Origin of the sequence: Cognataquiflexum rubidum, from assembly GCF_022538115.1 — a bacterium.
Taxonomy (GTDB): Bacteria; Bacteroidota; Bacteroidia; order Cytophagales; family Cyclobacteriaceae; genus Cognataquiflexum; species Cognataquiflexum rubidum.
Window position 1 is genome coordinate 1 of sequence record NZ_JAKZAL010000034.1, and the last position, 23,400, is coordinate 23,400.

General features: G+C 35.2%; 20 protein-coding genes. 19 read left to right on the forward strand and 1 reads right to left on the reverse strand.

Translation table 11 applies throughout. From position 1 onward, the window contains the following. Positions 1-18: 18 nt before the first annotated feature. The 18 genes from MMU05_RS21900 to MMU05_RS21985 all read left to right on the forward strand — a co-directional run bounded on the left by MMU05_RS21900 (position 19) and on the right by MMU05_RS21985 (position 21,584). On the forward strand, positions 19-711 hold the full coding sequence (locus tag MMU05_RS21900; RefSeq protein WP_241143793.1) for a hypothetical protein: 693 nt from the start codon (positions 19-21) through the stop codon (positions 709-711). A 132-nt stretch (positions 712-843) separates the two neighbouring features. Continuing rightward, positions 844-2,004 carry a glycosyltransferase family 4 protein gene (locus MMU05_RS21905; RefSeq protein WP_241143794.1) on the forward strand — a complete coding sequence of 387 codons (1,161 nt, stop codon included), beginning with the start codon at positions 844-846 and terminating at the stop codon, positions 2,002-2,004. 8 nt (positions 2,005-2,012) lie between these two features. Beyond that, positions 2,013-3,146, forward strand: a complete 1,134-nt coding sequence (locus tag MMU05_RS21910; RefSeq protein WP_241143795.1) for an N-acetyl sugar amidotransferase — start codon at positions 2,013-2,015, stop codon at positions 3,144-3,146. Continuing rightward, complete coding sequence (hisH, locus tag MMU05_RS21915; protein ID WP_241143796.1) at positions 3,143-3,757, forward strand: imidazole glycerol phosphate synthase subunit HisH; 615 nt, start codon at positions 3,143-3,145, stop codon at positions 3,755-3,757. Before MMU05_RS21910 ends, hisH begins: the two co-directional genes overlap by 4 nt. A 2-nt stretch (positions 3,758-3,759) precedes the next feature. Next, the gene (locus MMU05_RS21920; protein WP_241143797.1) at positions 3,760-4,527 is read left to right on the forward strand and encodes an AglZ/HisF2 family acetamidino modification protein; all 768 of its coding nucleotides are present in this window, start codon (positions 3,760-3,762) and stop codon (positions 4,525-4,527) included. 7 nt (positions 4,528-4,534) lie between these two features. Further along, positions 4,535-6,658 (forward strand): bi-domain-containing oxidoreductase, encoded by a 2,124-nt coding sequence (locus tag MMU05_RS21925; protein ID WP_241143798.1) that lies wholly within the window; start codon positions 4,535-4,537, stop codon positions 6,656-6,658. Between the two features lie 127 nt (positions 6,659-6,785). Beyond that, positions 6,786-8,426 carry a heparinase II/III domain-containing protein gene (locus MMU05_RS21930; RefSeq protein WP_241143799.1) on the forward strand — a complete coding sequence of 547 codons (1,641 nt, stop codon included), beginning with the start codon at positions 6,786-6,788 and terminating at the stop codon, positions 8,424-8,426. 2 nt (positions 8,427-8,428) lie between these two features. Continuing rightward, complete coding sequence (locus MMU05_RS21935) at positions 8,429-9,625, forward strand: glycosyltransferase family 4 protein (RefSeq protein WP_241143800.1); 1,197 nt, start codon at positions 8,429-8,431, stop codon at positions 9,623-9,625. A gap of 4 nt (positions 9,626-9,629) precedes the next feature. Further along, entirely contained in the window at positions 9,630-10,559 is a 930-nt protein-coding gene (locus MMU05_RS21940; RefSeq protein WP_241143801.1) for an NAD-dependent epimerase/dehydratase family protein, read from the forward strand. A 16-nt stretch (positions 10,560-10,575) separates the two neighbouring features. Beyond that, a complete protein-coding gene (locus tag MMU05_RS21945; RefSeq protein WP_241143802.1) occupies positions 10,576-11,775 on the forward strand; it encodes a polysaccharide biosynthesis protein in 1,200 nt (399 codons plus the stop codon). Between the two features lie 6 nt (positions 11,776-11,781). Next, complete coding sequence (locus tag MMU05_RS21950; RefSeq protein ID WP_241143803.1) at positions 11,782-12,435, forward strand: sugar transferase; 654 nt, start codon at positions 11,782-11,784, stop codon at positions 12,433-12,435. Between the two features lie 47 nt (positions 12,436-12,482). Next, positions 12,483-14,102, forward strand: a complete 1,620-nt coding sequence (locus MMU05_RS21955; protein WP_241143804.1) for a capsule assembly Wzi family protein — start codon at positions 12,483-12,485, stop codon at positions 14,100-14,102. Further along, positions 14,095-15,189: a non-hydrolyzing UDP-N-acetylglucosamine 2-epimerase gene (gene wecB, locus MMU05_RS21960; protein ID WP_241143805.1), complete on the forward strand. Its 1,095-nt coding sequence runs from the start codon at positions 14,095-14,097 to the stop codon at positions 15,187-15,189. The genes MMU05_RS21955 and wecB overlap by 8 nt, the downstream gene beginning before the upstream one ends. 102 nt (positions 15,190-15,291) lie before the next feature. Continuing rightward, on the forward strand, positions 15,292-16,170 hold the full coding sequence (gene rfbA / locus MMU05_RS21965; protein WP_241143806.1) for a glucose-1-phosphate thymidylyltransferase RfbA: 879 nt from the start codon (positions 15,292-15,294) through the stop codon (positions 16,168-16,170). Positions 16,171-16,482: 312 nt separating this feature from the next. Then, on the forward strand, positions 16,483-17,430 hold the full coding sequence (locus MMU05_RS21970) for an MraY family glycosyltransferase (RefSeq protein ID WP_336246994.1): 948 nt from the start codon (positions 16,483-16,485) through the stop codon (positions 17,428-17,430). 171 nt (positions 17,431-17,601) lie between these two features. Then, positions 17,602-18,729: a DegT/DnrJ/EryC1/StrS family aminotransferase gene (locus MMU05_RS21975; protein WP_241143808.1), complete on the forward strand. Its 1,128-nt coding sequence runs from the start codon at positions 17,602-17,604 to the stop codon at positions 18,727-18,729. Between the two features lie 13 nt (positions 18,730-18,742). Continuing rightward, positions 18,743-19,363, forward strand: a complete 621-nt coding sequence (locus MMU05_RS21980; RefSeq protein ID WP_241143809.1) for a sugar transferase — start codon at positions 18,743-18,745, stop codon at positions 19,361-19,363. A 310-nt stretch (positions 19,364-19,673) separates the two neighbouring features. Continuing rightward, positions 19,674-21,584 carry a polysaccharide biosynthesis protein gene (locus MMU05_RS21985; RefSeq protein WP_241143810.1) on the forward strand — a complete coding sequence of 637 codons (1,911 nt, stop codon included), beginning with the start codon at positions 19,674-19,676 and terminating at the stop codon, positions 21,582-21,584. Between the two features lie 10 nt (positions 21,585-21,594). On the opposite strand, the gene MMU05_RS21990 is transcribed toward MMU05_RS21985, so the two are convergent. Then, positions 21,595-21,864: a TIGR03643 family protein gene (locus MMU05_RS21990; RefSeq protein ID WP_241143811.1), complete on the reverse strand. Its 270-nt coding sequence runs from the start codon at positions 21,862-21,864 to the stop codon at positions 21,595-21,597. A 51-nt stretch (positions 21,865-21,915) separates the two neighbouring features. Between MMU05_RS21990 and MMU05_RS21995 the strand changes: the two genes are divergently transcribed. Beyond that, entirely contained in the window at positions 21,916-23,379 is a 1,464-nt protein-coding gene (locus tag MMU05_RS21995) for a cryptochrome/deoxyribodipyrimidine photo-lyase family protein (RefSeq protein ID WP_241143812.1), read from the forward strand. The last annotated feature ends 21 nt before the right edge of the window (positions 23,380-23,400 follow it).

Consider the following 23,400-nt stretch of genomic DNA (forward strand, 5'->3'; position numbering starts at 1 on the left):
ATCTTTAACAAATAACGATTGTCACTAGCTGTCACTTTATATTTATTTGGCCACTGGTATCATTGCGGATATACATATTTCTTTTTATTAGAGAACAAAGTTGATTATGATGTGTCTTTGAATTTTAACTGTTCTGTAAGGAAAAAAAGCAAAATTGTTTTAGGATACTTTGGTGTTCTTAGAGATAGATGGACCCTTATATTTTTAAATGAACTAGTAAAAAGCTTTCCGGACAAATTTGAGGGTGTTGTTGCTGGGATAAACTTGTTGGGTGAAGAAGAGTTCAAGAATCTAACAACTCAAACCAATGGGATTTTCTATTTAGGTCCGTTTAATTCACCTGGTGATCTCCCTAAGATATATGAATTGATAGATGTTATGTTGGTTTTTTATCCCGAATTCAATTCTTCTGTTGATTGGTTTAATGCGAAAAAAATTTGTCGTTCAAACAGGTTTTATGAAGCATCTTATTTTAAGAAACCTTTAATTTCATTTAATTTTTCAGATGATGGGAAAGAAATTGATCGGCTTCAAATTGGCTTAACTCTAGATAGTTATGATTTAGAAATGGCAATTGAAATCATTGGACAAAAACTAAACCATCAAAATTTAGAAGTTTGGAATCAAAATTTAAAGGATTTACCCTCAAGTAATTTTCAAATTACCACCGAAAAGGAAGGTCTAGCTAAAAAAATCCGTGAAATCATTTAATTTTTGAAAAATATATTTTAGTAAAAAAAAAAAATAAAAATTTAACTCAAATTTTAACTAAAAAAAATCGAGAGAATGAGGTCAATTTTTGAAATAAATTATTTCTAGCCTTATTATTGAGAGTAGTAAATAATGAGAATTATTCATTGTTGTTTATCACAGTTTTATGCGGATAATTTTGGTTACCAAGAGAATTTTTTGCCTAAAACCCATAAGCTTCAAGGTTATGATGTTGAGATTTTAGCTTCCACAGAAACATACATTCAAAATAAATTAGGCTATGTTGAGCCTAAATCTTATATCAATGAATATGGGATTCCTGTTTTAAGGTTAGGTTATGTTACCTACTTGCCACACTTAGTTGTAAGAAAGTTAAGGATATACAATGGTGTTTTTGAAAAATTAGAAGACTTTAATCCCCACGTTATTTTTCTACATGATTTGCAGTTTTTAAGCATAGTAGCTATAGCACGATATGCCAAAATAAACCCTAATGTTAAGGTTTATGTGGATGGACATACAGATTTTGGAAATAGTGCAAAGAATTGGGTTTCTAAAAATATCCTGCATAAAATGATATATAAATGGTGTGCAAAAAAGATAGAACCTTTTGTGTCAAAGTTTTGGGGTGTTACACCTTTAAGAGTTGATTTTTTTAAGCAGGTTTATGGACTAGACGAAACTAAAGTAGATCTTTTGGTTTTGGGATTGGATGATACCGAAATTGATTTTTCTAAGAAAAACGAAATTCGTTCTAAGATCAGAAAATCTCTTGGACTTGAAGATAAATTCGTGATCATTACAGGTGGAAAAATAGATCAAAGAAAAAAGATAGAAGTATTACTAGATGCTGTAAACCAACTTAAAAATGATACAGTTCATTTGATTTTGTTCGGTTCAATAACTGGGGAAATGAAATCAAAAATTAGCAAGCTTATAAATAGTCCAAAAATTAAATATTTGGGATGGATAAGTCCAAAAGAAGCCAATGATTACTTTTTTGCATCTGATTTAGCTTTTTTCCCCGGAACACATTCTGTATTATGGGAACAATCCATAGGGTGTGGTATACCCGGCGTATTCAGAAAATGGGAAGGAATGCAACATGTTGATATCGGTGGAAACTGTCTTTTTTTAGAGGGAGACAGCAGATCAGAAATTCAAGAAATTATATTGAAAATCATCGAGGATAAGGACCTTTATAACAATTTAAAAAAGAATTCGGAAGAAAAGGGTCAGGAAGTATTTTTATATACAGAAATTGCCAAAAGGGCTATCGAGATAAAAAATTAAAAAGAAGTATGGAGAAACACCAAATATGTACCAATTGTGTTATGGACACTACTGACTCCAAAATTACATTTGATTCAGAAGGAGTTTGTGATCATTGCAATACTTTTTACAAAGACATCCAGCCGTATTGGCACACTGATGAAAAGGGTCGGAAAGCTTTACAAGAAATAATTGATAAGATCAAAAAGGAAGGAAAAGGGAAGGAGTTTGATTGTTTGATGGGTATGAGTGGTGGAATTGACAGTTCCTATTTACTCTATGTGATGAAAGAAAAATTTGGTCTAAGACCATTGGTTTTTCATGTTGATGCAGGATGGAATTCTCAGATTGCAGTAAATAATATAGAAAGATTGGTTGATGGTTTGGGTTTGGATCTATATACAGAAGTAATAAACTGGGAAGAGATTAAAGACCTGCAACTTGCATTTTTTAAATCGGGTGTGCCTCATATAGATGTACCCCAGGATCATGCATTTTTTGCAACGATGTATAAATTTGCATCAAAACATAACATAAAATACATCTTAACAGGTGGCAATTATTCCACTGAATGCGTAAGAAACCCTTTGGAGTGGATGTACTATCAATCTGATTCCATTCAGTTGAGAGATATTTATAAAAAACATGGAAGAGGGAAATTGAAAGATTATCCTGTTACAAATATCCTTTGGCATAAAGTTTACCTTCCATACATTAAAAGAATAAAATTAATCAGGCCATTGGATTATGTTCCCTACAATAAAGATGAGGCAATGCAACTACTTGTTGATAAATTTGGATACCAAAAGTATCCACAAAAGCATTTTGAATCACGATTCACAAGGTTTTACGAATCTTATTGGTTACCTAGGAAATTTGGATTTGACACAAGAAAGGTTCAGTTTTCAAGCCTAATTCTTACGGGTCAGATGACAAGGGAGGAGGCACTTAAAAAATTATCTGAGCCAGCCTTCGATCCCGAAACAATCAATCAGGATTTTGAATACATTGCTACAAAATTAGGTATTTCTGTGGAGGAGCTTCAAGGGTATATGGATGCTCCAAATAAAACCTACAAAGACTATAAATCACAAGAAAGCATTTATAATTTTGGAGCCTCTTTGTTGAGAATTTTGGGAAAAGAAAAGGGGGGGAAGAGATGATAGGTATCGTTGATTATGGATCAGGAAATATCAGAGCCATAGAAAATATTTATAGCAGGCTGAATGTTCCTACCAAGGTGATTAGCAATCCTGCAGAACTCAAAAAATCTGATAGACTTATTTTGCCTGGAGTTGGCGCTTTTGATGAGACAATGAATCAGCTAATGACTTCAGGATTGAAAGAAGAGCTCGATGAGTTGGTACTTGTAAAAAAGGTGCAAATATTAGGTGTTTGTGTTGGTATGCAAATATTGGCAAATTCGAGCGAGGAGGGTTCACTGAAAGGATTAGGTTGGATAAATGGGGTAGTAAAAAAATTTGATAAAGCGATTTTTAGACACAAGCCATATTTGCCTCATATGGGTTGGAATACCATTATTCCTACCAAGGACCATCCCATTTTTAAGGGACTTGATTACGATCAGGGGTTTTATTTTGTTCACAGTTATTATTTTTCCTGCCAAATCCCGGATAATGTTTTGGCAACAACTCATTATGGTATTGATTTTTCTAGTGCCGTTCTCTCAGATAATATTTTTGGGATGCAATTCCATCCTGAAAAAAGCCATTACAATGGAATTAAATTATTGGAAAACTTCTCTAAACTTTAATCATGCTTAGATCCAGAATTATTCCTTGTTTATTGGTACATAATAAAGGTTTGGTAAAAACGACCCAATTCAAGGACCCAAAATATGTTGGTGATCCTATCAATGCGGTAAAAATATTTAATGAAAAAGAAGTTGATGAACTTATTGTATTGGATATTGATGCTACTGCTGAAGGAAGAGGGCCTGATTTTAATTTGATAAGAAATCTTGCAGTAGAATGCAGAATGCCTTTTTGCTATGGGGGAGGGGTGACCACGGTTGAACAAGCTAAGAAAATAATTAGCCTTGGGGCTGAAAAAGTGGCTATAAGTACTGCGGCAATTAAAAATCGGTCACTGTTAAAAGAAATCGGCAAGGCCGTTGGTATTCAAAGTGTCGTTGTTGTTATTGATGTTAAAAGAAAGGGAATTCTTTCAGGTGGTGGATATGATGTTTACATCAATAATTCAAAGGAAAAGGTTAGTATAAAAATTAAAGATTTAATAAATGAACTTAACGAAATTGGAGTAGGGGAGATCGTAATCAACTCCATTGATAAAGACGGCACAATGCAAGGATATGATATTGGGCTTGTCGAATTGGTGAGAAATATAACAGAAGTTCCAATCACCGTTCTCGGAGGTGCGAGCAGTTATGAAGATATTAAAAATTTAATTTCCAAATTCAAAATTATTGGTGCTGCTGCGGGAAGCCTATTTGTATTTAAAGGAAAATACAGGGCCGTTTTGATTAGTTACCCAAATAAATCAGAGAAAAAAGCACTTTTCTAAAGAAAAAATGAAACAAATAATACAAGATTTAAAAAACGGCGATACTATATTAGAAGAAGTACCTGCGCCAATAGTTAAGCAAGGGCAGGTTCTTATTCAAACTACAAGGAGTCTTGTTTCATTAGGCACGGAAAGAATGCTGGTCGAATTTGGGAAAGCCAATTTTTTTCAAAAAGCCCTTCAACAGCCCGATAAGGTCAAAGAGGTAATAAATAAAGTGAAAACTGACGGGTTAAAGCCTACGGTCAATGCAGTTTTTAACAAATTGGGTCAGCCCCTTCCATTGGGTTATTGTAATGTGGGAAAGATTATTGCTGTAGGTAAAGGCGTTGAGGAATTTACAGTTGGTGATAGGGTCGCTTCCAATGGCCACCATGCAGAATATGTTTCAGTTCCTAAGAATCTTGTAGCTAAGATTCCTGATAACATTTCAGATGACGAAGCTACATTCACAGTAATTGGTGCCATAGGGCTTCAAGGAATCCGTTTGGCCAATCCTACCTTTGGAGAATCAGTAGTTGTGGTTGGGCTGGGATTGATTGGTTTGATTACAATGCAACTACTTAAAGCGAATGGCTGCCAGGTAATTGGTTTTGACTATGATCCGGCAAAAGTAGCTTTAGCCAAGTCTTTTGGAATTGATGCAGTCAATCCAGGTGAAGGAATTGATCAAGTTGCTTATGTGAAAAATGCCACTAATGGGGTGGGGGCTGATGCTGTAATTATTACTGCTTCAAACAAGGGCAATGAAATTATTTCTCAATCTGCTAAAATGTCTCGCAAGCGTGGCCGTATAATCCTTGTAGGAGTAGTCGGTTTGGATATTTCCAGAGCAGACTTTTTTGAAAAGGAGCTGACTTTCCAGGTTTCCTGTTCTTACGGCCCAGGTAGGTACGATGAATCCTACGAACAAAAAGGTCAGGATTATCCTTTGGGTTATGTTAGGTGGACAGAAAAAAGGAATTTTGAAGCTATTCTCCAAGCTATTGGCACTAATTTAATTCAGGTTGCGCCTTTAATCACTGAGCGTGTTCCTTTGGATGAATATATTCAAATTTATGGTGATATGGGCGGAAATAAGTCCATTGCTTCAATATTGCTATATCCTGAAAAGTCAGGTCAACCAAACCGATCAATTGTAATTGAGTCTAATAAAATTACACCCGGGAAAGGTACAGTAGGAATTATAGGGGCAGGAAATTTCACCTCTGCAATGATATTACCTTGTCTAAAAAAAACACCTGCCAAATTGAAGTTCATTTCAAGTTCAGGTGGATTGTCCGGGACCACATTAGCCAAGAAATTTAACATAGAACAATCCACTACAGATAATTCCTTGATTCTAAAAGATCATGATGTGGATTTGGTAATGGTAACAACTAGGCATAATGCCCATGCCAAAATGGTTTCAGATGCATTGAACTCCGGAAAACATGTTTTTGTGGAAAAACCATTGGCATTGAATCAGGATGAATTGGATCAAATACTAAAAGCCTATTTGCAATCCGGAAAGACTGTTTCGGTTGGATTTAATAGACGATTTGCACCTTTGGCTTTGAAGATGAAAAAGGCTTTGGGTTCAGGTAATACCCCAATGAATATCATTGCTACAATGAATGCGGGATTTATTCCCGCAAATGTTTGGGTACATGATATGGAAATAGGAGGAGGAAGAATTATAGGAGAGGCTTGTCATTTTATTGATTTAATTACCTATTTGACGGGGTCAAAAGTAAAGGCAGTTTGCATGAATGCCATGGGTACCCATCCTGAAGAAAATACGGACAATGCCATTATCATGCTCAAGTATGAAAATGGAACGAATGCTGTCATCAACTATTTCGCCAATGGTTCCAAATCATATTCCAAGGAAAGGGTAGAGGTCTTCCATCAAGAACGTACCTTAATCATGGATAATTGGAGAAACCTTAAAGGTTTTGGGTTTAAAAACTTTAGTTCTGCTTCATCCGGTCAAGATAAAGGTCATCAAAATCAGTTTAATTTATTGATTGAATCCATTCAAAAAGGAGGTCATCCTATCATCCCTATGGATGAATTGGTTAATACCACGAAAGCCAGCTTTTCAGCAATTGAAAGTCTGAAAACAGGCGCTTGGGTGGTTGTTGATTGATGGGTTCATCATCTCACCTTGTCCACTTCCCGGGCAGCAAATGAAAGCCTGAGAAAGTCAGAAGTATCTAATGATAAAAAAATCACTGACGTCAACATCTCGTCGATACTTAACTCAAGCATAGGTCTTGATATTTAAGATAATCAATAGAAGATTTAATTCAAAAGCAATCCCATTGATCCAAAAGTTTAATAATATCGGTAGAATTATCCGTACTATAAGCCACCTGAAACCGATTCAGGTGGCTTATCAATTAAAATATAGGCTATTCAAACCCAAACCCTTACAGGAATATGCTTTGAATGATTCTGCTCATTATAAACCTTTATCTTTTTTGGAGTTGGATAGAGTTGTTGACATGTTAAAGCTTAAAGAAAATACTTATTCTTTTCGATTTTTAAACCTCACCAATTGCTTCATTGAGGAGGTGGATTGGAATTTTGAAGTTTATGGAAAGCTTTGGAACTACAATCTTCAATATATGGACTGGCTAAAGCAAAACTCTCTTAGTATTCAACAGAGCAAAGACCTAGCCTATTCTCTTTATCAAAAACTTTGGGAAGGGAGCTTACTTTTGGAGCCATATCCGACTTCCTTAAGAATCATGAATGGTATCAGGTTTTTATCCGCCAATGAAGATATTAATTTGGGCCAATACATAAAAGCCGAGGCTAATTTTTTGACAAAACGAATCGAATACCATCTCCTAGCTAATCACCTTTTAGAAAATGCTTTTGCAGTTTATATGGCGGGATCTTTTTTTATAAATGATCAATGGATCAGATTAGGCGAGAAGATCTTAAGAAAAGAATTGAATGAACAAATTTTGGAGGACGGGGCACACTTCGAATTGAGTCCGATGTATCATCAGATTATTTTTTTTAGGGTCCTAGAATTTCTGACCTATGAAAGCCCTGATACCACTCTTTATTCCTTTGTCAAAGAAAAAGCATTAAAAATGCTTTCATGGCTTAAAACAATCACCTTTAGAAATGGAGAAATACCCCATTTTAATGATTCTACAAACAGTATAGCGCCATCTTCATCACAGCTTTTCCATATCGCTGAGAAAATAGGTTTGAAAGAAGAGACAAATCATGTTTTAAATGAGTCAGGTTACAGAAAATATGAAAATGAGAATTTTGAATTGATCATTGATGTTCATGGCATTTCACCTACATATCAGCCAGGTCATGCCCATGCTGATACATTTTCTTTTTGCTTGAATCACAAAAATAAACCGGTCATTGTTGACCAGGGAATATCTACCTACAACATTTCCGAAAGAAGGAAATATGAGAGAAGTACTCCTGCCCACAACACCCTATCCATTAATGGAAATGATTCAGCCGAAGTTTGGTCTGGATTTAGAGTTGGGAGAAAATTAGCCATTAAAATAAAAGCAGATAAGAATAATCATTTGGTTGCTATTCATAATGGATACAGGAATTTAGGGATTGATATTCAAAGAGAATTGAGATTTTCGTCTAACGATTTAACTTTTATTGATACCGTTTTCAATAAAAAACTAAAATTAGAAGAATCACATATAATTTTGCATCTCCACCCAACCGTTGATTTACATATTGTTTCTGAATTTTTATACATTATTAATGAAAGTCTGCAATTAAAATTTAATCCGGAAGTCAGAGTCGAAGAAATTTCCTACCTCTTTAATGATGGCTTTAACAAATCTATAAATGGAAAGGCTTTGAAAGTCACTTTAAAAACAAATGAGTTAATCACTACCTTCAATTCAATACCATGACCATGGAAAGGAAAAAAATATTGTTTTTAACCTTCTATTTTAAACCCGATCTATGTGCAGGGTCTTTTAGGAATTCTCCATTACTATTTGAATTAGCGCAGCTGGCCAAGAAAAAAAGCGTTGATATTGATGTATTTACAACATTGCCGAATAGATATAGCACTTTCAGCGAAGAAGCTCCAGAAATAGAAGAATTTGAAAATGTTAAAGTGCGCAGAGTCGTAATTCCAAAACACAAAAGTGGTTTTATAGATCAGATTTTCAGTTTTAAAACCTACTTCGATACTGTTAACAAAGAGGTTAAAAATGAAAATTATGACTTGGTTTACGCCTCCTCGAGTAGGCTATTCACTGCTTATTTGGGGCATACTATAGCAAAAAAATCCAAAGTGCCACTTTATTTGGACATCAGAGACATTTTTGTCGACACCATCAAGGATGTTGTCAAAAACAAACCTTTAAAAGCACTCGTAATTCCCATTCTAAAAAGAATTGAAAAACAGACTTTTTCTAACGCAACACATATCAATCTAATCAGTGGAGGTTTTAAAGTATATTTTGAGAGATACAAGAAGCCGGGTTATACTTATTTCACAAATGGAATTGATGAAGTATTTATAAAAGAATATTTTAAAACGAAAAATTACAATAAGAAATCCGATACCAAAAAAATTGTATATGCAGGAAATTTTGGGGAAGGGCAAGGTCTTCATAAAATTGTTCCCCAATCAGCCAAAATTCTAGGAAAAGGATTTGAGTTCCATTTGATAGGTGATGGTGGTGCCAAGCAATTACTTTTAGATAAAATTGAAGAAGAAGGTGTTGATAATGTATTTATCATTCCCCCCATGAATAGGGAGGAGTTGATAAAAAAATACCACGATTCGGATTATCTATTGATACATTTAAATGATTATGATGCCTTCAAAAAAGTCTTGCCTTCAAAAATTTTTGAATTGGCAATGTTTAAAAAACCTTTATTGGTAGGAGTAAATGGTTATGCAAGGGCTTTTATCGAGGAAAATTTATCTGATTCTATTTTATTTGAACCAGGCAATGCGATAGAATTGACCAATAAATTACTTTCAAATGAAAATGGGGCAAAAGAGACAATGGATAGAGAGGCTTTTATAAATAATTTCAATAGAGAAAATATTAATACCGATATGGCAATTTCTATTTTAAATTTGATTCATTAGGATAATGAAAGTAATTTATGTAACAGGTATCAGTGGCTTCGTGGGATTAAATCTCTTGCGGACCTTGGGAAAAAAGTTTGAAATCCGGGGTATATCAAGACATCCAGTAGGGATTGATAATTGTATTTCCTATGAAGACTTTTTTATGACTGGAAATGGTGAGGAATATGGGTTGGTTCATTTAGCAGGGAAGGCTCATGATTTAAAAAAAGTCTCTACTGAAAAAGAATATTTTGAAGCAAATTATTCACTTACCAAAAAGCTTTATGACAAGTTTTTATCTGATGATAGTTGTAAATGTTTCATTTTCTTAAGTTCAGTAAAAGCAGTTACCGATGTCGTAAATGATATTCTTTTTGAGGATGAAGCATATCATCCTACCACAGCGTATGGCAAATCAAAAATGATGGCCGAGAAGTATATCATGGATAATTCACCGAGCGGAAAATCTGTTTATATTTTAAGACCATGTATGATACATGGTCCAGGAAATAAAGGAAATCTAAATCTTCTATTTTCCTTTGCTAACCATGGTATTCCCTATCTGTTGGCTGCATTTGAAAATAAAAGATCTTTTTTAAGCATTGATAACCTCCTTTTTGTAATTGAGCAATTATTACTTAGAAGCATTCCTTCCGGAATATACAATGTAGCCGACGATGATGCCTTTTCAACAAATGAAATAATTAAATTAATGGCTGAAAGTTTGAATAGAAAAATACAATTAATAAAAGTCCCTAGAGTATTCATAGATTTAGTCGCGAAAGTGGGAGACAAAATCAACTTGCCATTAAATACGGAACGCTTGGGAAAACTCACAGAAAATTTTATTGTAAGCAATTGGAAGTTAAAATTTGCTTTGAATTCAGAACTCCCTATTTCGACAAAAGAAGGATTACTTAAGACTTTTGATTCTTTTAAAAAAATTAGTTAGTAAAAAAAGTAAATTAATGGATGTTAATAAATTTGTTCTAGATTATCTCAAAAGAGAAGAAAGTCTTTTTTCCAAAGATCTGGTAAATAATGGGAGCCAACTCAATGATAGTATTCAAGGCAAAAGCCTAATGGTAATAGGTGGGGCAGGCACAATTGGTTCTTCCTTTATCAAAGCAGCAATGAGATTTATGCCAGCAAAGCTTGTAGTTGTTGATATGAATGAAAATGGATTGACGGAACTTGTTCGTGATCTGAGAAGTATTGATGGGCAATATATTCCAGAAGATTTTGTGACATACCCTCTTTCCTTTGATAGTCCAGCATTTAGAAAATTGTTTATAGCCCATGGTCCTTTTGATATTGTAGCCAATTTTGCAGCCCATAAGCATGTAAGGAGTGAAAAAGACATCTATTCAATTGAAGCTTTGATTGAAAATAACCTAGTCAAAGCAAAGGGCTTATTGGATTTACTGGTTGAATATCCTCCGCAGCATTTCTTTTGCGTATCTACTGATAAAGCTGCAAATCCGGTTAATATCATGGGTGCGAGTAAGAAAATGATGGAAGAGCTTATTTTATCTTACGGAGACAAGATAAAAGTTTCTACAGCCCGCTTTGCCAACGTAGCATTTTCCAATGGCTCCCTGTTAGAAGGTTTTTTAAAACGGATGGAAAAGGAACAGCCTCTGTCCTGTCCAAGTGACGTAAAAAGATTTTTTGTATCACCTCAGGAATCTGGAGAAATTTGTTTGATGGCATGTGTGTTGGGCAAGAACAGAGAAATATTCTTTCCTAAATTGGACATGGAGAAAGACCTGATCAAGTTTGCGGATATTTATCCTGTTTTGTTAAATAAGTTTGGGTATAAACCGGTGATTTTTGATTCCGATTTCGAAGCAAGGAGGAATATTAGTTTGATCAAAGAAGGGAAGTATCCGGTTTACATTTTTGAAACGAATACCTCTGGAGAAAAGTTGTTTGAAGAGTTCTATACGGAGGAGGAAGATTTTGATTTGGAAAAGTATAATGCATTGGGAGTGATATCCAAATCTCCAACTTATAAAACAGAGCAGTTTGATGTAATATTTAAGGAATTATATAACCTTTTGGAAAACCCCAAACTTGAAAAAAGTCAAATTGTAGATTGGTTAAAAAAATATATTCCTGAATTTCAACATATTGAGACAGGCTTAGGATTAGATAAAAAAATGTAATCATTCATGAAAAGAATCTTTGACATCGTATCTTCCGGAATATTTATCATTCTTATTTCCCCTTTATTAATACCTTTAATGATTCTTTTAAATTTCACCGGCGAGGGGAAAATATTTTATATTCAACAAAGAATTGGGAAAGGAGGCAAAAGTTTTGGATTACTAAAATTTGCTACAATGCTCGAAAATAGTCAAAATTTGCCTGGAGGAGATGTAACAATGGGAAATGATCCAAGGGTGTTACCAGTGGGTAAAATTTTAAGAAAAACCAAGATCAACGAATTACCACAGTTGTTGAATATTTTCAAGGGTGATATCAGTGTAGTTGGGCCAAGACCTTTAACTCCTAAAACATTTGGTTACTACCCAAAAGCGATTCAACATGAAATAAGGGATTTAAAACCGGGTTTGACAGGAATAGGGTCAATTGTATTTAGAGATGAGGAACGTATTCTCGCAAATTCTCCCAAACCTCATCTTCAATGTTATGAAGAAGATATTGCTCCTTATAAAGGCGCACTTGAAGTTTGGTACAAAAAACATCAAAGTTTTTTTTTAGATCTACAATTGATTTTCTTAACGATTTGGGTGATTATTTCTCCCAATTCAAAAATTTATCAGTCTTTTTATAAAGACTTACCAGAAATGTCATTGAAATGAAATTTAATCTAATAACCTTTTTTTTTATCTGTCTGAACGGACAGCTATTGGCTCAAAATCTCTTTTCAAATAACCTTCAATTCCAGGATTATTTAAGAAGAGAACAATTGAGTAAAGGATTTGATACTTTAAATGCTTCATTCAATCACCGTCCATTTCAAAACAAACAACTGGATAGTTTTTTAACACCTGTTTTTATTAACAATCAAGAAAAAGTTTTAAAAAATATAGCATTATCCATACTCCCATTTTATCAAACTTTTCAATTAAATTCCAACCGACCTTATGGTTGGGGAGACGGCCCGATGATTCCTTCTTCAGGTTTACAGTCTTATTCATCAACCGGTTTTTTCGCAAAGGTTTCTATCTTAAATATTCAAATTCAACCTGAACTAGTGTTTGCCCAAAACTCCTCCTTCAAAGGTTTTGGAAATAATAGATCTGATAGAGAATATAGGGAAATGTTTTTTACCTACAATATTAGTGATTCTCCTGAGCGATTTGGAGATGGGGGTTATTCAAAAATTTCGCTGGGACAGTCAAAAGTCAGTTTAGAACTGGGTGCATTTGAATTAGGCGCCAGTACCCAAAATATTTGGTGGGGTCCGGGGCAGTTTAATTCTTTGATTTTTTCTAATAATGCACAAGGGTTCCCTCACTTAACATTAAATACTACCAAGCCAGCAAAGACATTTCTGGGAAATTTTGAAGGTCAGGTAATTGTAGGTCGGTTAGAAAATTCAGGTTTTGCACCCACCCAGTTTGGAGATTTAAATGATAAGTATTTCAGACCTTTTACGGGTGATTGGCGATATTTAAATGGTATTACAATTTCCTATAATCCCAAGTGGATACCTGGTCTTTTTGTAGGGTTTTCAAGAACATTCCAGCAGTTTAATAAATCAAGAATAAATGAATTTAGAGACTATTTCCCTGTATTTGATGCCTTTCAAAAAGTAAAGGTTGGGTTTGACAAAGATGCAGATGGCAAAGATCAGCAGGCTTCAGTATTTGCAAGATTTGTTGCCACAAAAGCAAAAGCAGAGATTTATTTCGAATATGGAAGAAGAGACCATGCTTATAACTGGAGAGAAGCCATTTTAAACCCTGAACATGCGAGAGCCTATCTTTTTGGTTTCATAAAACTGTTTGATTTGAATAATCAGAGGAAAATGATACAATTAAGGGGAGAAGTTACCCATCAGCAAGAATCAATAAACACAATCATAAGAAATTCAGGAGATGGGTTGTCTTGGCATACTCATACAAGAGCTCGAGGATTTTCCAATTTTGGCCAACCTCTTGGAGTAGGAATTGGCACAGGAGCAAATGTCCAAGCCCTTGAAATTTCCTTGGTCGAAAATTTCAATAAGTTCGGGGTATTATTTGAAAGACTAGAGAACAATCAAGATTTTTACTACCGTGCCTTCGGTCAGCAAAATGAACACAAACCCTGGATAGACCTCAGTATTGGATTCCTCTTTGACAAGGAATGGAATAACCTCCTCCTCAGTTCCAAGCTCCAACTGATCAATGGGGTAAATTACCAATGGCAACTCCACCCCAACAGTACTCCAGAATTTCCAAAAGGCCAGAATTTATTTTCGGTTCATGCACAAACAAGCATAATTTATTTCTTTAATAATCCAAAATCAAAGCATGATTAACCTCACTATCGTGGCCGGCGCCCGCCCAAACTTTATGAAAATTGCTCCTATTCTGAGCGCTATTCAAGAAACCAAGCAGAAAGGGACAGCAATTAACTTCAGACTCGTCCATACCGGGCAGCATTATGACAAAAAGATGTCAGGGGACTTTTTTGAACAATTGAATATTCCTGAACCTGATGCCAATTTAGAAGCTGGAGGAGGCACTCAAGCGGAGCAAACCGCGGCGATCATGGTTGCTTTTGAAAAAGAATTAATCGCTAATATACCCGATTTGGTATTAGTGGTAGGGGATGTAACCTCAACACTCGCTTGTTCTATTGTTGCAAAAAAACTCAATGTGGATGTAGTCCATGTCGAAGGAGGAATCAGATCAGGAGATATGTCTATGCCTGAAGAGATTAATAGAATTGTTACTGATAGTATCACAGATCATTTTTTCACGACCTCGGAAGTTGCAAACCAACATCTAAAATCTGTAGGAGTGGCTGAAAATAGGATTCATTTTGTGGGGAATACCATGATTGATACACTACTATCCAGTCAAGATAGGTTTATGAGCCCGGTTGGGGAAATGTTCGATGATCTCGAATCAAAGAATTATTTTGTGATGACGATGCATAGACCTGCAAATGTAGATGGTGAGCAACAGCTTAAAGCTTTGATAGATGCCATTATGATAGGAACAGGTAATTTTCCCGTAATATTTCCGGTTCATCCAAGGACTGCTAAAAATCTTGAGAAGATTGGTATCAAACATCCAAGATTGAGAATGGTGGAACCGTTATCTTATTTAGAGTTCAATTATCTGGTAAAAAATGCATTGGGTGTAATCACAGACTCCGGTGGGATTACTGAGGAGACTTCCGTAATGAATGTTCCATGTATCACCATGAGAAACAATACAGAACGCCCTGAAACAGTAACCCTTGGAACAAATGAGTTGATCGGAACCAATCCTACAAATCTTAAACAACCTTTGGAAAAGCTTCTTAAAGGGGAATGGAAATCTTACAAGGGAATACCCTTATGGGATGGGAAATCAGCAGAAAGGATAGTGTCTAAAATAATACAAATATATAGTTAAATAAATATTTGAAAAAAATGATTAAAATCCCCAAATGGTCAATCATACCATTTGGGGATTTGTTGTTTAGTATAGTTTGATATTTATTTATAATTTTGATTCATGAAAGGAATAATACTTGCCGGGGGATCTGGCACCCGACTTTATCCGATTACAAAAGGAACTTCAAAGCAACTGCTTGCGATTTATGACAAGCCAATGATTTACTATCCCATGTCAGTTTTGATGTTAGCAGGAATCAGAGAAATTTTGATCATCAGTACGCCACATGATCTTCCAAATTTTATCAAGTTATTCGGTGATGGTTCAGATTTGGGGCTTCAATTGTCATATGCCGAACAACCCTCACCGGATGGTTTGGCCCAGGCATTTATTATTGGAGAGGAATTTATTGGGACTGATTCGGTATGTCTTGTCCTTGGGGACAATATATTTTATGGACAGGGGTTTACCCAGTTACTCAAAAGTTCCGTTGAAAACGTTGAAAAAGATAAAAAAGCTACTGTCTTTGGATATTATGTGCAGGATCCCCAACGCTACGGTGTCGTAGAATTTACGAAAGAAGGAGATGCCGTAAGTATTGAGGAAAAACCGGAAGTCCCAAAAAGCAATTTTGCCGTAGTAGGTCTTTACTTTTATCCCAATTCGGTTGTAGATGTAGCCAAGCACATCAAACCCAGTCACAGGGGTGAATTGGAGATCACCACAGTCAACCAAGAATACTTAGCGAATGGGGAACTTAAAGTTGAATTAATGGGCAGGGGATTTGCGTGGTTGGACACAGGTACCCATGAATCCATGCTGGAAGCCTCCAATTTTATCCATACCATTGAAAAACGACAGGGATTAAAGGTCGCCTGCCTGGAAGAAATCGCATACGATATGGGATTTATAAATTCAGAGAAGTTGCTGGAATTGGCTCAAAATTTGAGGAAAAATGAATATGGTGAATACCTATTCAGGAAAATCAAAGGAAATTAATTTTCCAAGCAGCTACATTTTGCTTTGATTTATATTAGTAAAAATTCCCAAAATTAAAATTTGAATTTTAGTTGATTGTTGTTAAGTTTGTAAAAAAATATTTTTATGGTAATTTTTCTGGCAATTAGCACTGCGTTTTTGATTGGGTTTTTACTTACTCCCATAGTGATATTATTCCTGAAAAAAATGGAGCTTATGGATAGTCCGGGCGGAAGGAAAATCCATAACGGGTTCATTCCTTCCATGGGAGGTATTGCATTTGTTTTAGCAACTTTTGTCGCTGTTTTGGCCTGGTTGGATTCCCAATTAATCATGGAAATCAGGTTTTTACTTGCAGCATTTGGACTTATGTTTTTTGTTGGTCTTCGGGACGATATGGTCAACATGAGTGCATTTCAAAAGTTGGCAGGTCAGTTTATTGCTGCTTATCTGGTAGTTGTTATGTCTGACATAAGATTGACTGGTCTTTATGGGTTCTTTGGAGTTTATGATATTCCCCTTTGGGTCAGTTATGTAATTTCAATTTTTACTATTTTGGCACTTACAAATTCATTTAATCTTATTGATGGATTAGATGGATTAGCAGGTTCCATCAGTCTTGTTACTTTTTTATTCCTCGGGTGGTGGTTTATGGAAGCTGATCTTACAAGTTATTCCGTGTTTTCCTTCATCTTGGTCGGATCAATTCTTTCATTCTTGGTCTATAATTGGCATCCTGCAAAAATTTTTATGGGTGATACAGGTTCTTTGAGTCTTGGTTTTGCTTTGGCTGTTCTTACCATCCTTTTTATTGATAAGAATGGTACTATGGCTAGTTATGAAGGTTGGAAATTTAATGCTCCTATTGCTTCAGGCGTGGCCTTGTTGATTATTCCAATCTATGACACCACAAGGATTTTTATCAAAAGAATGATGAAAGGGAAATCTCCTATGGAGCCTGATAAAAGCCATGTTCATCATTTTCTTCTAAGAATGGGACTTAGACATGACCAGGTTACTTTAACGCTTGTGTTTATTAAAATTGGATTTATTGCATTGATATTTCTCGGTTCAAATTTCAATGACCATGTGATGTTGCCACTTGTCATTTGCATTGCTGTAGTATTAGGATTAAGGCTAGACGCCCTTACTTTAAAGAGGGTTAAGAAATTGTATAAAAAAGCGCCTCCAATATTGTCAAAAAAGGTAAAAAGGAAAACCTATCAAAAGCCTACGATTCAAGGAGAGGTGTTGGATAAGGTGAATATTAGTGATAACTAATTGAAAAAAGAAAAATATAAATAGGCTCCGAAAGCATGGTTTTCGGAGCTTTTTCTTTTTTTAAAACCCTCAAATCCTTCAAATTCTTTGGTTTTGCAGGACTACTTGATTTTGTCTTTTTGATTAACCAAACTTTAATATAGATTTGTTTTTGTTTAATTCTAGTAAATAATGCTAAAACCAATTCCACTTTCCACACCAGTTTTTGATGGTTATGAAAATGATTTCGTTCTTCAGGCCATAGGAACAAAACAAATATCAACAGCAGGGAATTTTATTACTGATTTTGAGGATAAGATTAAAAATAGACTTGGGAATTTTAATGTTGCTCTAAAAAACTCAGGTACTTCCGCTATTCATTTGGCATTGAGGCTTATTGGAATTGGTACCGGCGATGAGGTTTTATGCCAGTCATTTACTTTTTGCGCGTCGGCTAATCCTATAATTTATTTGGGTGGTACACCGATATTTATTGATAGTGAGCCAAATACATGGAATATGTGTCCTGAAATTTTAGAGGATGCTATTCTTGACAGAATAAAAAAAGGAAAAAAGCCGAAGGCTATTATTGTGGTGGACTTGTTTGGTATGCCGGCAAGATTCGAAGAAATTCTAAAAATTTCACAAAAGTATGAAATTCCGGTAATTGAAGATGCCGCAGAGGCTTTAGGTTCATCAGTAGATGGAAGGGAATGTGGGACATTTGGCGAGTTTGGTGTAATCTCCTTTAATGGAAATAAAATCATCACGACAGGTTCCGGAGGAGCATTGATTTCTGCAAATTTTGAGGCAATTGAAAACTCAAAGTATCTTGCGGTTCAAGCCCGCGAAGTTTATAAGTATTATGTGCACAAAGAAATCGGTTATAATTATAGAATGAATAATATGTCTGCAGGGATTGGGCTTGCCCAGTTTTTGAATTTGGACAAAAAAATTGCATTGAGAAGAAAAGTATTTGGAAATTATCAAAATTTATTGAGTGGTTTTGAAGGTTTTTCTACAATTCTTGAACCGGATGGGTATTTTTCGAATAGGTGGTTATCCACTTTTTTAGTGAATCAATCAGAAACAGGGTTTTCCAATGAGGATGTTAGGTTAACGCTCCTTAAAGAAAATATAGAGTCTAGATATCTTTGGAATCCACTTCACCTTCAGCCGGTCTTTAAAGACACCACATTTTATGGTGGTGGCGTTTCAGAAGATTTATTTTCTAAAGGTATTTGTTTGCCTAGCAGTGAAAATCTATCGATCGATGATCAGGAAAGAATAATTGGTGTAATTAAAAGAATGTATACCTGAAATTCATTTGACAATGTATTCTTTGTTCTTAAAAAGATTGATTGATTTATTTGCAAGTTTTTTCCTACTGATCTTATTTTCTCCAATAATCATTATTGTAGCAATTTTACTCGCGATAGTTACTAGGAATAATCCATTTTTTTTTCAAAAAAGACCCGGTCTCCATGGAGAACTTTTTAGATTAATAAAATTCAAGACTATGGTGGATGCGATAGATTCACATGGCGTCGCTCTGCCTGATGAGCAAAGATTGAAAGGTTTTGGAAAGGTGATCAGAAAAACATCTTTAGATGAATTACCTCAATTATGGAACGTCTTAATAGGAGATATGAGTTTGGTTGGTCCTAGACCACTATTAGAAGAATATTTACCTCTTTACGATTCCAATCAGGCAAAAAGACATTTGGTTAGACCTGGAATTACTGGCTTGGCACAGGTAAATGGAAGAAATTCTTTGTCTTGGGAAAGGAAATTTGGATATGATGTGTTTTATGTAGAGAATCTTTCTTTTAAAATGGATTTGAAAATAATGTTGATGACGCTTTTTAAAATTTTCAAATCAGAAGGTGTCAATCAAAAAGGACATGTGACGATGCCAAAATTTGAAGGAAATAAAGCTGCTGATTTAAAATGAATTTCTGTTCATTGCTTTCAGAAAACTTCAGTAGTTAAACCATTAATTAAAAAACTATAATTTTATAATAATTTACCTCAAACAATTTTTAACCTGGAACTCGAATATTTCAAATCATTATAAAAAGTTGGATTCATTTACCTATAGCCAAAAATGAAACCTACATCAGGAAAATTGTATGTTTTTTTTCGACTGAAAAATAGTATAATAAAAAGTTACATTTGGGAAAAAACAATGATATATTTGAATTAAGCCCTTATAACTAAAAATATTACTATATAAAATTTCATCATTCTAATCAACCTTCAAAATGAACTTTTTGAAAGACCTAAGAATCCTTCCCAGATGGATAATAATTACCTTAGACACAGTTGTATTATTTCAGTCAACGTTTTTTGCGTATTTGGTAAGATTTAATTTTGACCTTGAGCTAGTAAATAAAAATAATGCTGTATTGGGAAGTTTGATTTTTTCCGGGCTGGTGTTTCTTGTAATGCTAACCACAAAAAGCTATAAAGGTATTGTAAGGCATACCGGTTTAAAAGACAGCGTTAATCTATTCAAAACCATTGCAATAGGATTTGCGATTATCCTTTTTATCAACTTTGTTTTTGAATTGTTTATTTCAAGTACTTACATCATTCCAAATTCCGTATTAATTATTGCCTCGCTGACTTCGCTTTTTTTGTTGATTTTGTACAGGTTTTTAGTCAAAGAGTCATTTATTTATCTGAAAAGTGGATTTACTCCCAACAATGTTAAAGTAGGAGTGATTTTTGGAGCGAGTGAAGCCGGAATCATTGCGCTGGATGTCATAAAAAGAGACAGCAAATCAAATCTCATGATTTCCGCCTTTCTTGATGATGATTCGAAAAAGGAAGGGAAAATCATCGGCGGCAAAAAGATTTTCAAAGGACTTTCCCATCTCAAATTTTTGGCCGAATCTCAAAAAGTATCGGAATTGATCATTGCAGTCAAAGATTTATCTGTCCAACGCAAAAAAGAAATCATTGATGAATGTTATAAATACAACATCCATGTATCTATCGTGCCGCCGATTAACCAATGGATAAATCGCGGGCTGAATACAGAAGCTATACGTGACCTTAGGATTGAGGATTTGCTTGGAAGGCAACAGATTTCTTTGGAAAACCCTAAAATTAAAGAGGAGCTTTCTAACAAGGTAGTATTGGTGACCGGTGCTGCAGGCTCTATTGGAAGTGAACTTTGCAGGCAAATCATGTTTTATAATCCCCGTTTGTTGATACTTTTGGATTTTTCCGAATCAGCATTGTATGACCTGGATTTTGAATTTAGGGAATCAGGCATGATCACTCCGCATATAGCCATTTTGGCTGATATCCGTGATTATACTACCATGAAAAACATTTTTAAAAAATATAGTCCTGATGTCGTATTCCACGCTGCTGCTTATAAACATGTGCCTATGATCGAGAATTATCCCGAACAAGCCATTAAGAGTAACATTCTAGGGACCAAAATTCTTGCTGATTTATCCGTTTTACACAATGTTGAAAAATTTGTTTTGGTCAGTACAGACAAGGCTGTCAATCCTACCAATGTCATGGGCGCTACCAAAAGAGCAGCAGAAATGTATGTCCAAGCGTTGAATACTTATTTGGAAACCCACCACAACAATGCGCATACAAAGTTTATTACCACGCGGTTTGGAAATGTGCTTGGTTCAAATGGGTCGGTTGTTCCTCTCTTTAAAAAGCAGATCCAAAAAGGTGGACCGATTACTGTAACCCATCCTGATATCACTAGGTACTTTATGACCATTCCTGAAGCGTGTCAATTGGTCCTTGAGGCTGGTTTTATGGGGAACGGGGGTGAGATTTATGTGTTCGATATGGGCGAACCGATCAAAATTGTAGACCTGGCCATCAATATGATTAGGTTAAGTGGCAAAAAGGTCGGAGAGGATATTAAAATTGTTTATTCAGGTTTGAGGGAAGGCGAAAAACTGTTTGAAGAACTTCTTAATGATTCCGAGGTTGTTAAATTCACGCATCATCCTAAAATCAAAATCGCACAGGTTTCTTCTGTGCATTTTTACAAAATTGAAGGTCAGATTGAAATTTTTGAAAGCCTGATCGGGAAAAACTCTGAAAACGATCTTGTCTTTCATCTTAAATCAATGATTCCTGAATACAAAAGTAATTCCTCAAGGTTTGAAGTTTTGGACCGGCTGAATTAAAAAAATTAATTTACTTCCTTTTGCTTATTTTGTTGAAAGTAATCGGTCTTTGAAGATCACATTTGAACTTCTCTGATTCAATTCCATATTTTTTGGGATGCTTTGTTTTTCGACCTGTCACCCTTTTTCTCCAAAGTTGAAAAGAGGAATGTTTTAACTCTTTTCTCATCAATACAATCACTTCTTGCTCGGGAATCCCAAATTGATTTTTTATCGCTTCAAATGGAGTGCGATCTTCCCACGCCATTTCAATTATCCTGTCTTTATCTATAATTTCCATTCTATGGTTTTTGAATCCAAACAATGTTAGGTATCTAATGTTTTGAATGGGATGGAAAAAATCAATATCGTATGGTTTAAAAGGGACATTAGGACTAAAGATCATTTGCCATTGAAAACAGCCTTGGAAAGTGACCTGCCCGTATTGATGGTTTATGTTTTTGAACCTGAGTTGGTTGATTCCCCAAAGTATGATCTTAGACATTGGCGGTTTATCTATCAAAGTCTTCAAGATGCCAATATAACCTTAAAGCCTTTTGGAGCGGAAATAGTCATCTGTTTTGGAGAAATAATTGAGTTTTTTAAAAACCTTCAAGCTACAGTATGTATTGATAAAGCGTTTTCACATCTTGAAACCGGGATTTTGAAAACATATCAAAGAGATAAAAATGTCAACCGATTTTTTCGCGAAAACAATATCAAATGGATAGAATTCCCTCAAAATGGTGTCATTAGAGGAATAAAAAATAGAAGCGGTTGGCCTGAACTTTGGAAAAAATTTGTCCATTCTCCCATAAATGATCCTGATTTTTCCAAAGGAAGATATTTTCAATACAAACATCGGTCTGAATTAACGGAAACATTGATTCCCGAGGAATGGAAATCTAAAAACCCGCAAATGCAGGAAGGAGGGGAAACTTTTGCCTGGCGGTACTTAGAGTCTTTTTTCAATGAAAGGGGAGTCAATTATAGCAAGCATATCAGTAAACCTTCTGAAAGCAGGAGGTCTTGTAGTCGGTTGTCTACCTATCTTGCTTGGGGTAATTTGTCTATCAAACAGGTTTATCAGGAAGCTGAGAAATCAAAGAAGAATATTTTTGCAAAAGGGAATATTGTAAACTTTCAATCCAGGCTTAGATGGCATTGCCATTTCATACAAAAGTTTGAAATGGAATGTCGCATGGAGTCTGAAAATCTGAATCCGGGCTTTGATAAATTCCAAAAACCCAAAAATCCAACTTTGTTGAAAGCTTGGGAGGAGGGGAGTACCGGATTTCCATTGGTCGATGCCTGTATGCGTTGTCTGAAAGAAACCGGCTATCTCAATTTTAGGATGAGGGCAATGGTGGTTTCATTTTTGACCCATCACTTATTGTTGGATTGGCGGGAGGGGGCAGACCATTTGGCGAGGTGTTTTTTGGATTTCGAGCCGGGAATACACTATCCCCAACTTCAGATGCAGGCAGGAGTGACAGGTATCAATACTGTCAGAATATACAATCCAATAAAGCAATCCTTTGACCATGACCCTGATGCCATTTTCATAAAAAAATGGGTTCCCGAATTGTCTGTTTTACCTCCAGGTCAAGTCCATGAACCTTGGAAAATCACCCAAATGGAGCAAATGATTTTTGGATTTGAATTAGGCAAGGATTACCCTTTTCCAATTGTAAACCCCGAACAAGCTGCAAAGGTCGCTCGGGACCTTATTTGGAAATCGCAGCATGATGAAGATGTGAAAAAGTATTCCAAGAAAATTTTGAGGGTTCACACCCTACCTTCCAGAGAAATGTGATTTTCAATTCAAAAAAAAGCC

Excerpts from the sequence above, each read along its gene's own strand:
- MMU05_RS21995 (WP_241143812.1), top strand. The coding sequence starts at position 21,916 with ATGGAAAAAATCAATATCGTATGGTTTAAAAGGGACATTAGGACTAAA.
- MMU05_RS21985 (WP_241143810.1), top strand. The coding sequence starts at position 19,674 with ATGAACTTTTTGAAAGACCTAAGAATCCTTCCCAGATGGATAATAATT.
- MMU05_RS21920 (WP_241143797.1), top strand. The coding sequence starts at position 3,760 with ATGCTTAGATCCAGAATTATTCCTTGTTTATTGGTACATAATAAAGGT.
- MMU05_RS21905 (WP_241143794.1), top strand. The coding sequence starts at position 844 with ATGAGAATTATTCATTGTTGTTTATCACAGTTTTATGCGGATAATTTT.
- MMU05_RS21980 (WP_241143809.1), top strand. The coding sequence starts at position 18,743 with ATGTATTCTTTGTTCTTAAAAAGATTGATTGATTTATTTGCAAGTTTT.
- wecB (WP_241143805.1), top strand. The coding sequence starts at position 14,095 with ATGATTAACCTCACTATCGTGGCCGGCGCCCGCCCAAACTTTATGAAA.
- MMU05_RS21925 (WP_241143798.1), top strand. The coding sequence starts at position 4,535 with ATGAAACAAATAATACAAGATTTAAAAAACGGCGATACTATATTAGAA.
- MMU05_RS21990 (WP_241143811.1), bottom strand. The coding sequence starts at position 21,864 with ATGGAAATTATAGATAAAGACAGGATAATTGAAATGGCGTGGGAAGAT.
- MMU05_RS21935 (WP_241143800.1), top strand. The coding sequence starts at position 8,429 with ATGGAAAGGAAAAAAATATTGTTTTTAACCTTCTATTTTAAACCCGAT.
- MMU05_RS21950 (WP_241143803.1), top strand. The coding sequence starts at position 11,782 with ATGAAAAGAATCTTTGACATCGTATCTTCCGGAATATTTATCATTCTT.
- MMU05_RS21910 (WP_241143795.1), top strand. The coding sequence starts at position 2,013 with ATGGAGAAACACCAAATATGTACCAATTGTGTTATGGACACTACTGAC.
- MMU05_RS21940 (WP_241143801.1), top strand. The coding sequence starts at position 9,630 with ATGAAAGTAATTTATGTAACAGGTATCAGTGGCTTCGTGGGATTAAAT.
- hisH (WP_241143796.1), top strand. The coding sequence starts at position 3,143 with ATGATAGGTATCGTTGATTATGGATCAGGAAATATCAGAGCCATAGAA.
- MMU05_RS21970 (WP_336246994.1), top strand. The coding sequence starts at position 16,483 with ATGGAAATCAGGTTTTTACTTGCAGCATTTGGACTTATGTTTTTTGTT.
- MMU05_RS21975 (WP_241143808.1), top strand. The coding sequence starts at position 17,602 with ATGCTAAAACCAATTCCACTTTCCACACCAGTTTTTGATGGTTATGAA.
- MMU05_RS21945 (WP_241143802.1), top strand. The coding sequence starts at position 10,576 with ATGGATGTTAATAAATTTGTTCTAGATTATCTCAAAAGAGAAGAAAGT.
- rfbA (WP_241143806.1), top strand. The coding sequence starts at position 15,292 with ATGAAAGGAATAATACTTGCCGGGGGATCTGGCACCCGACTTTATCCG.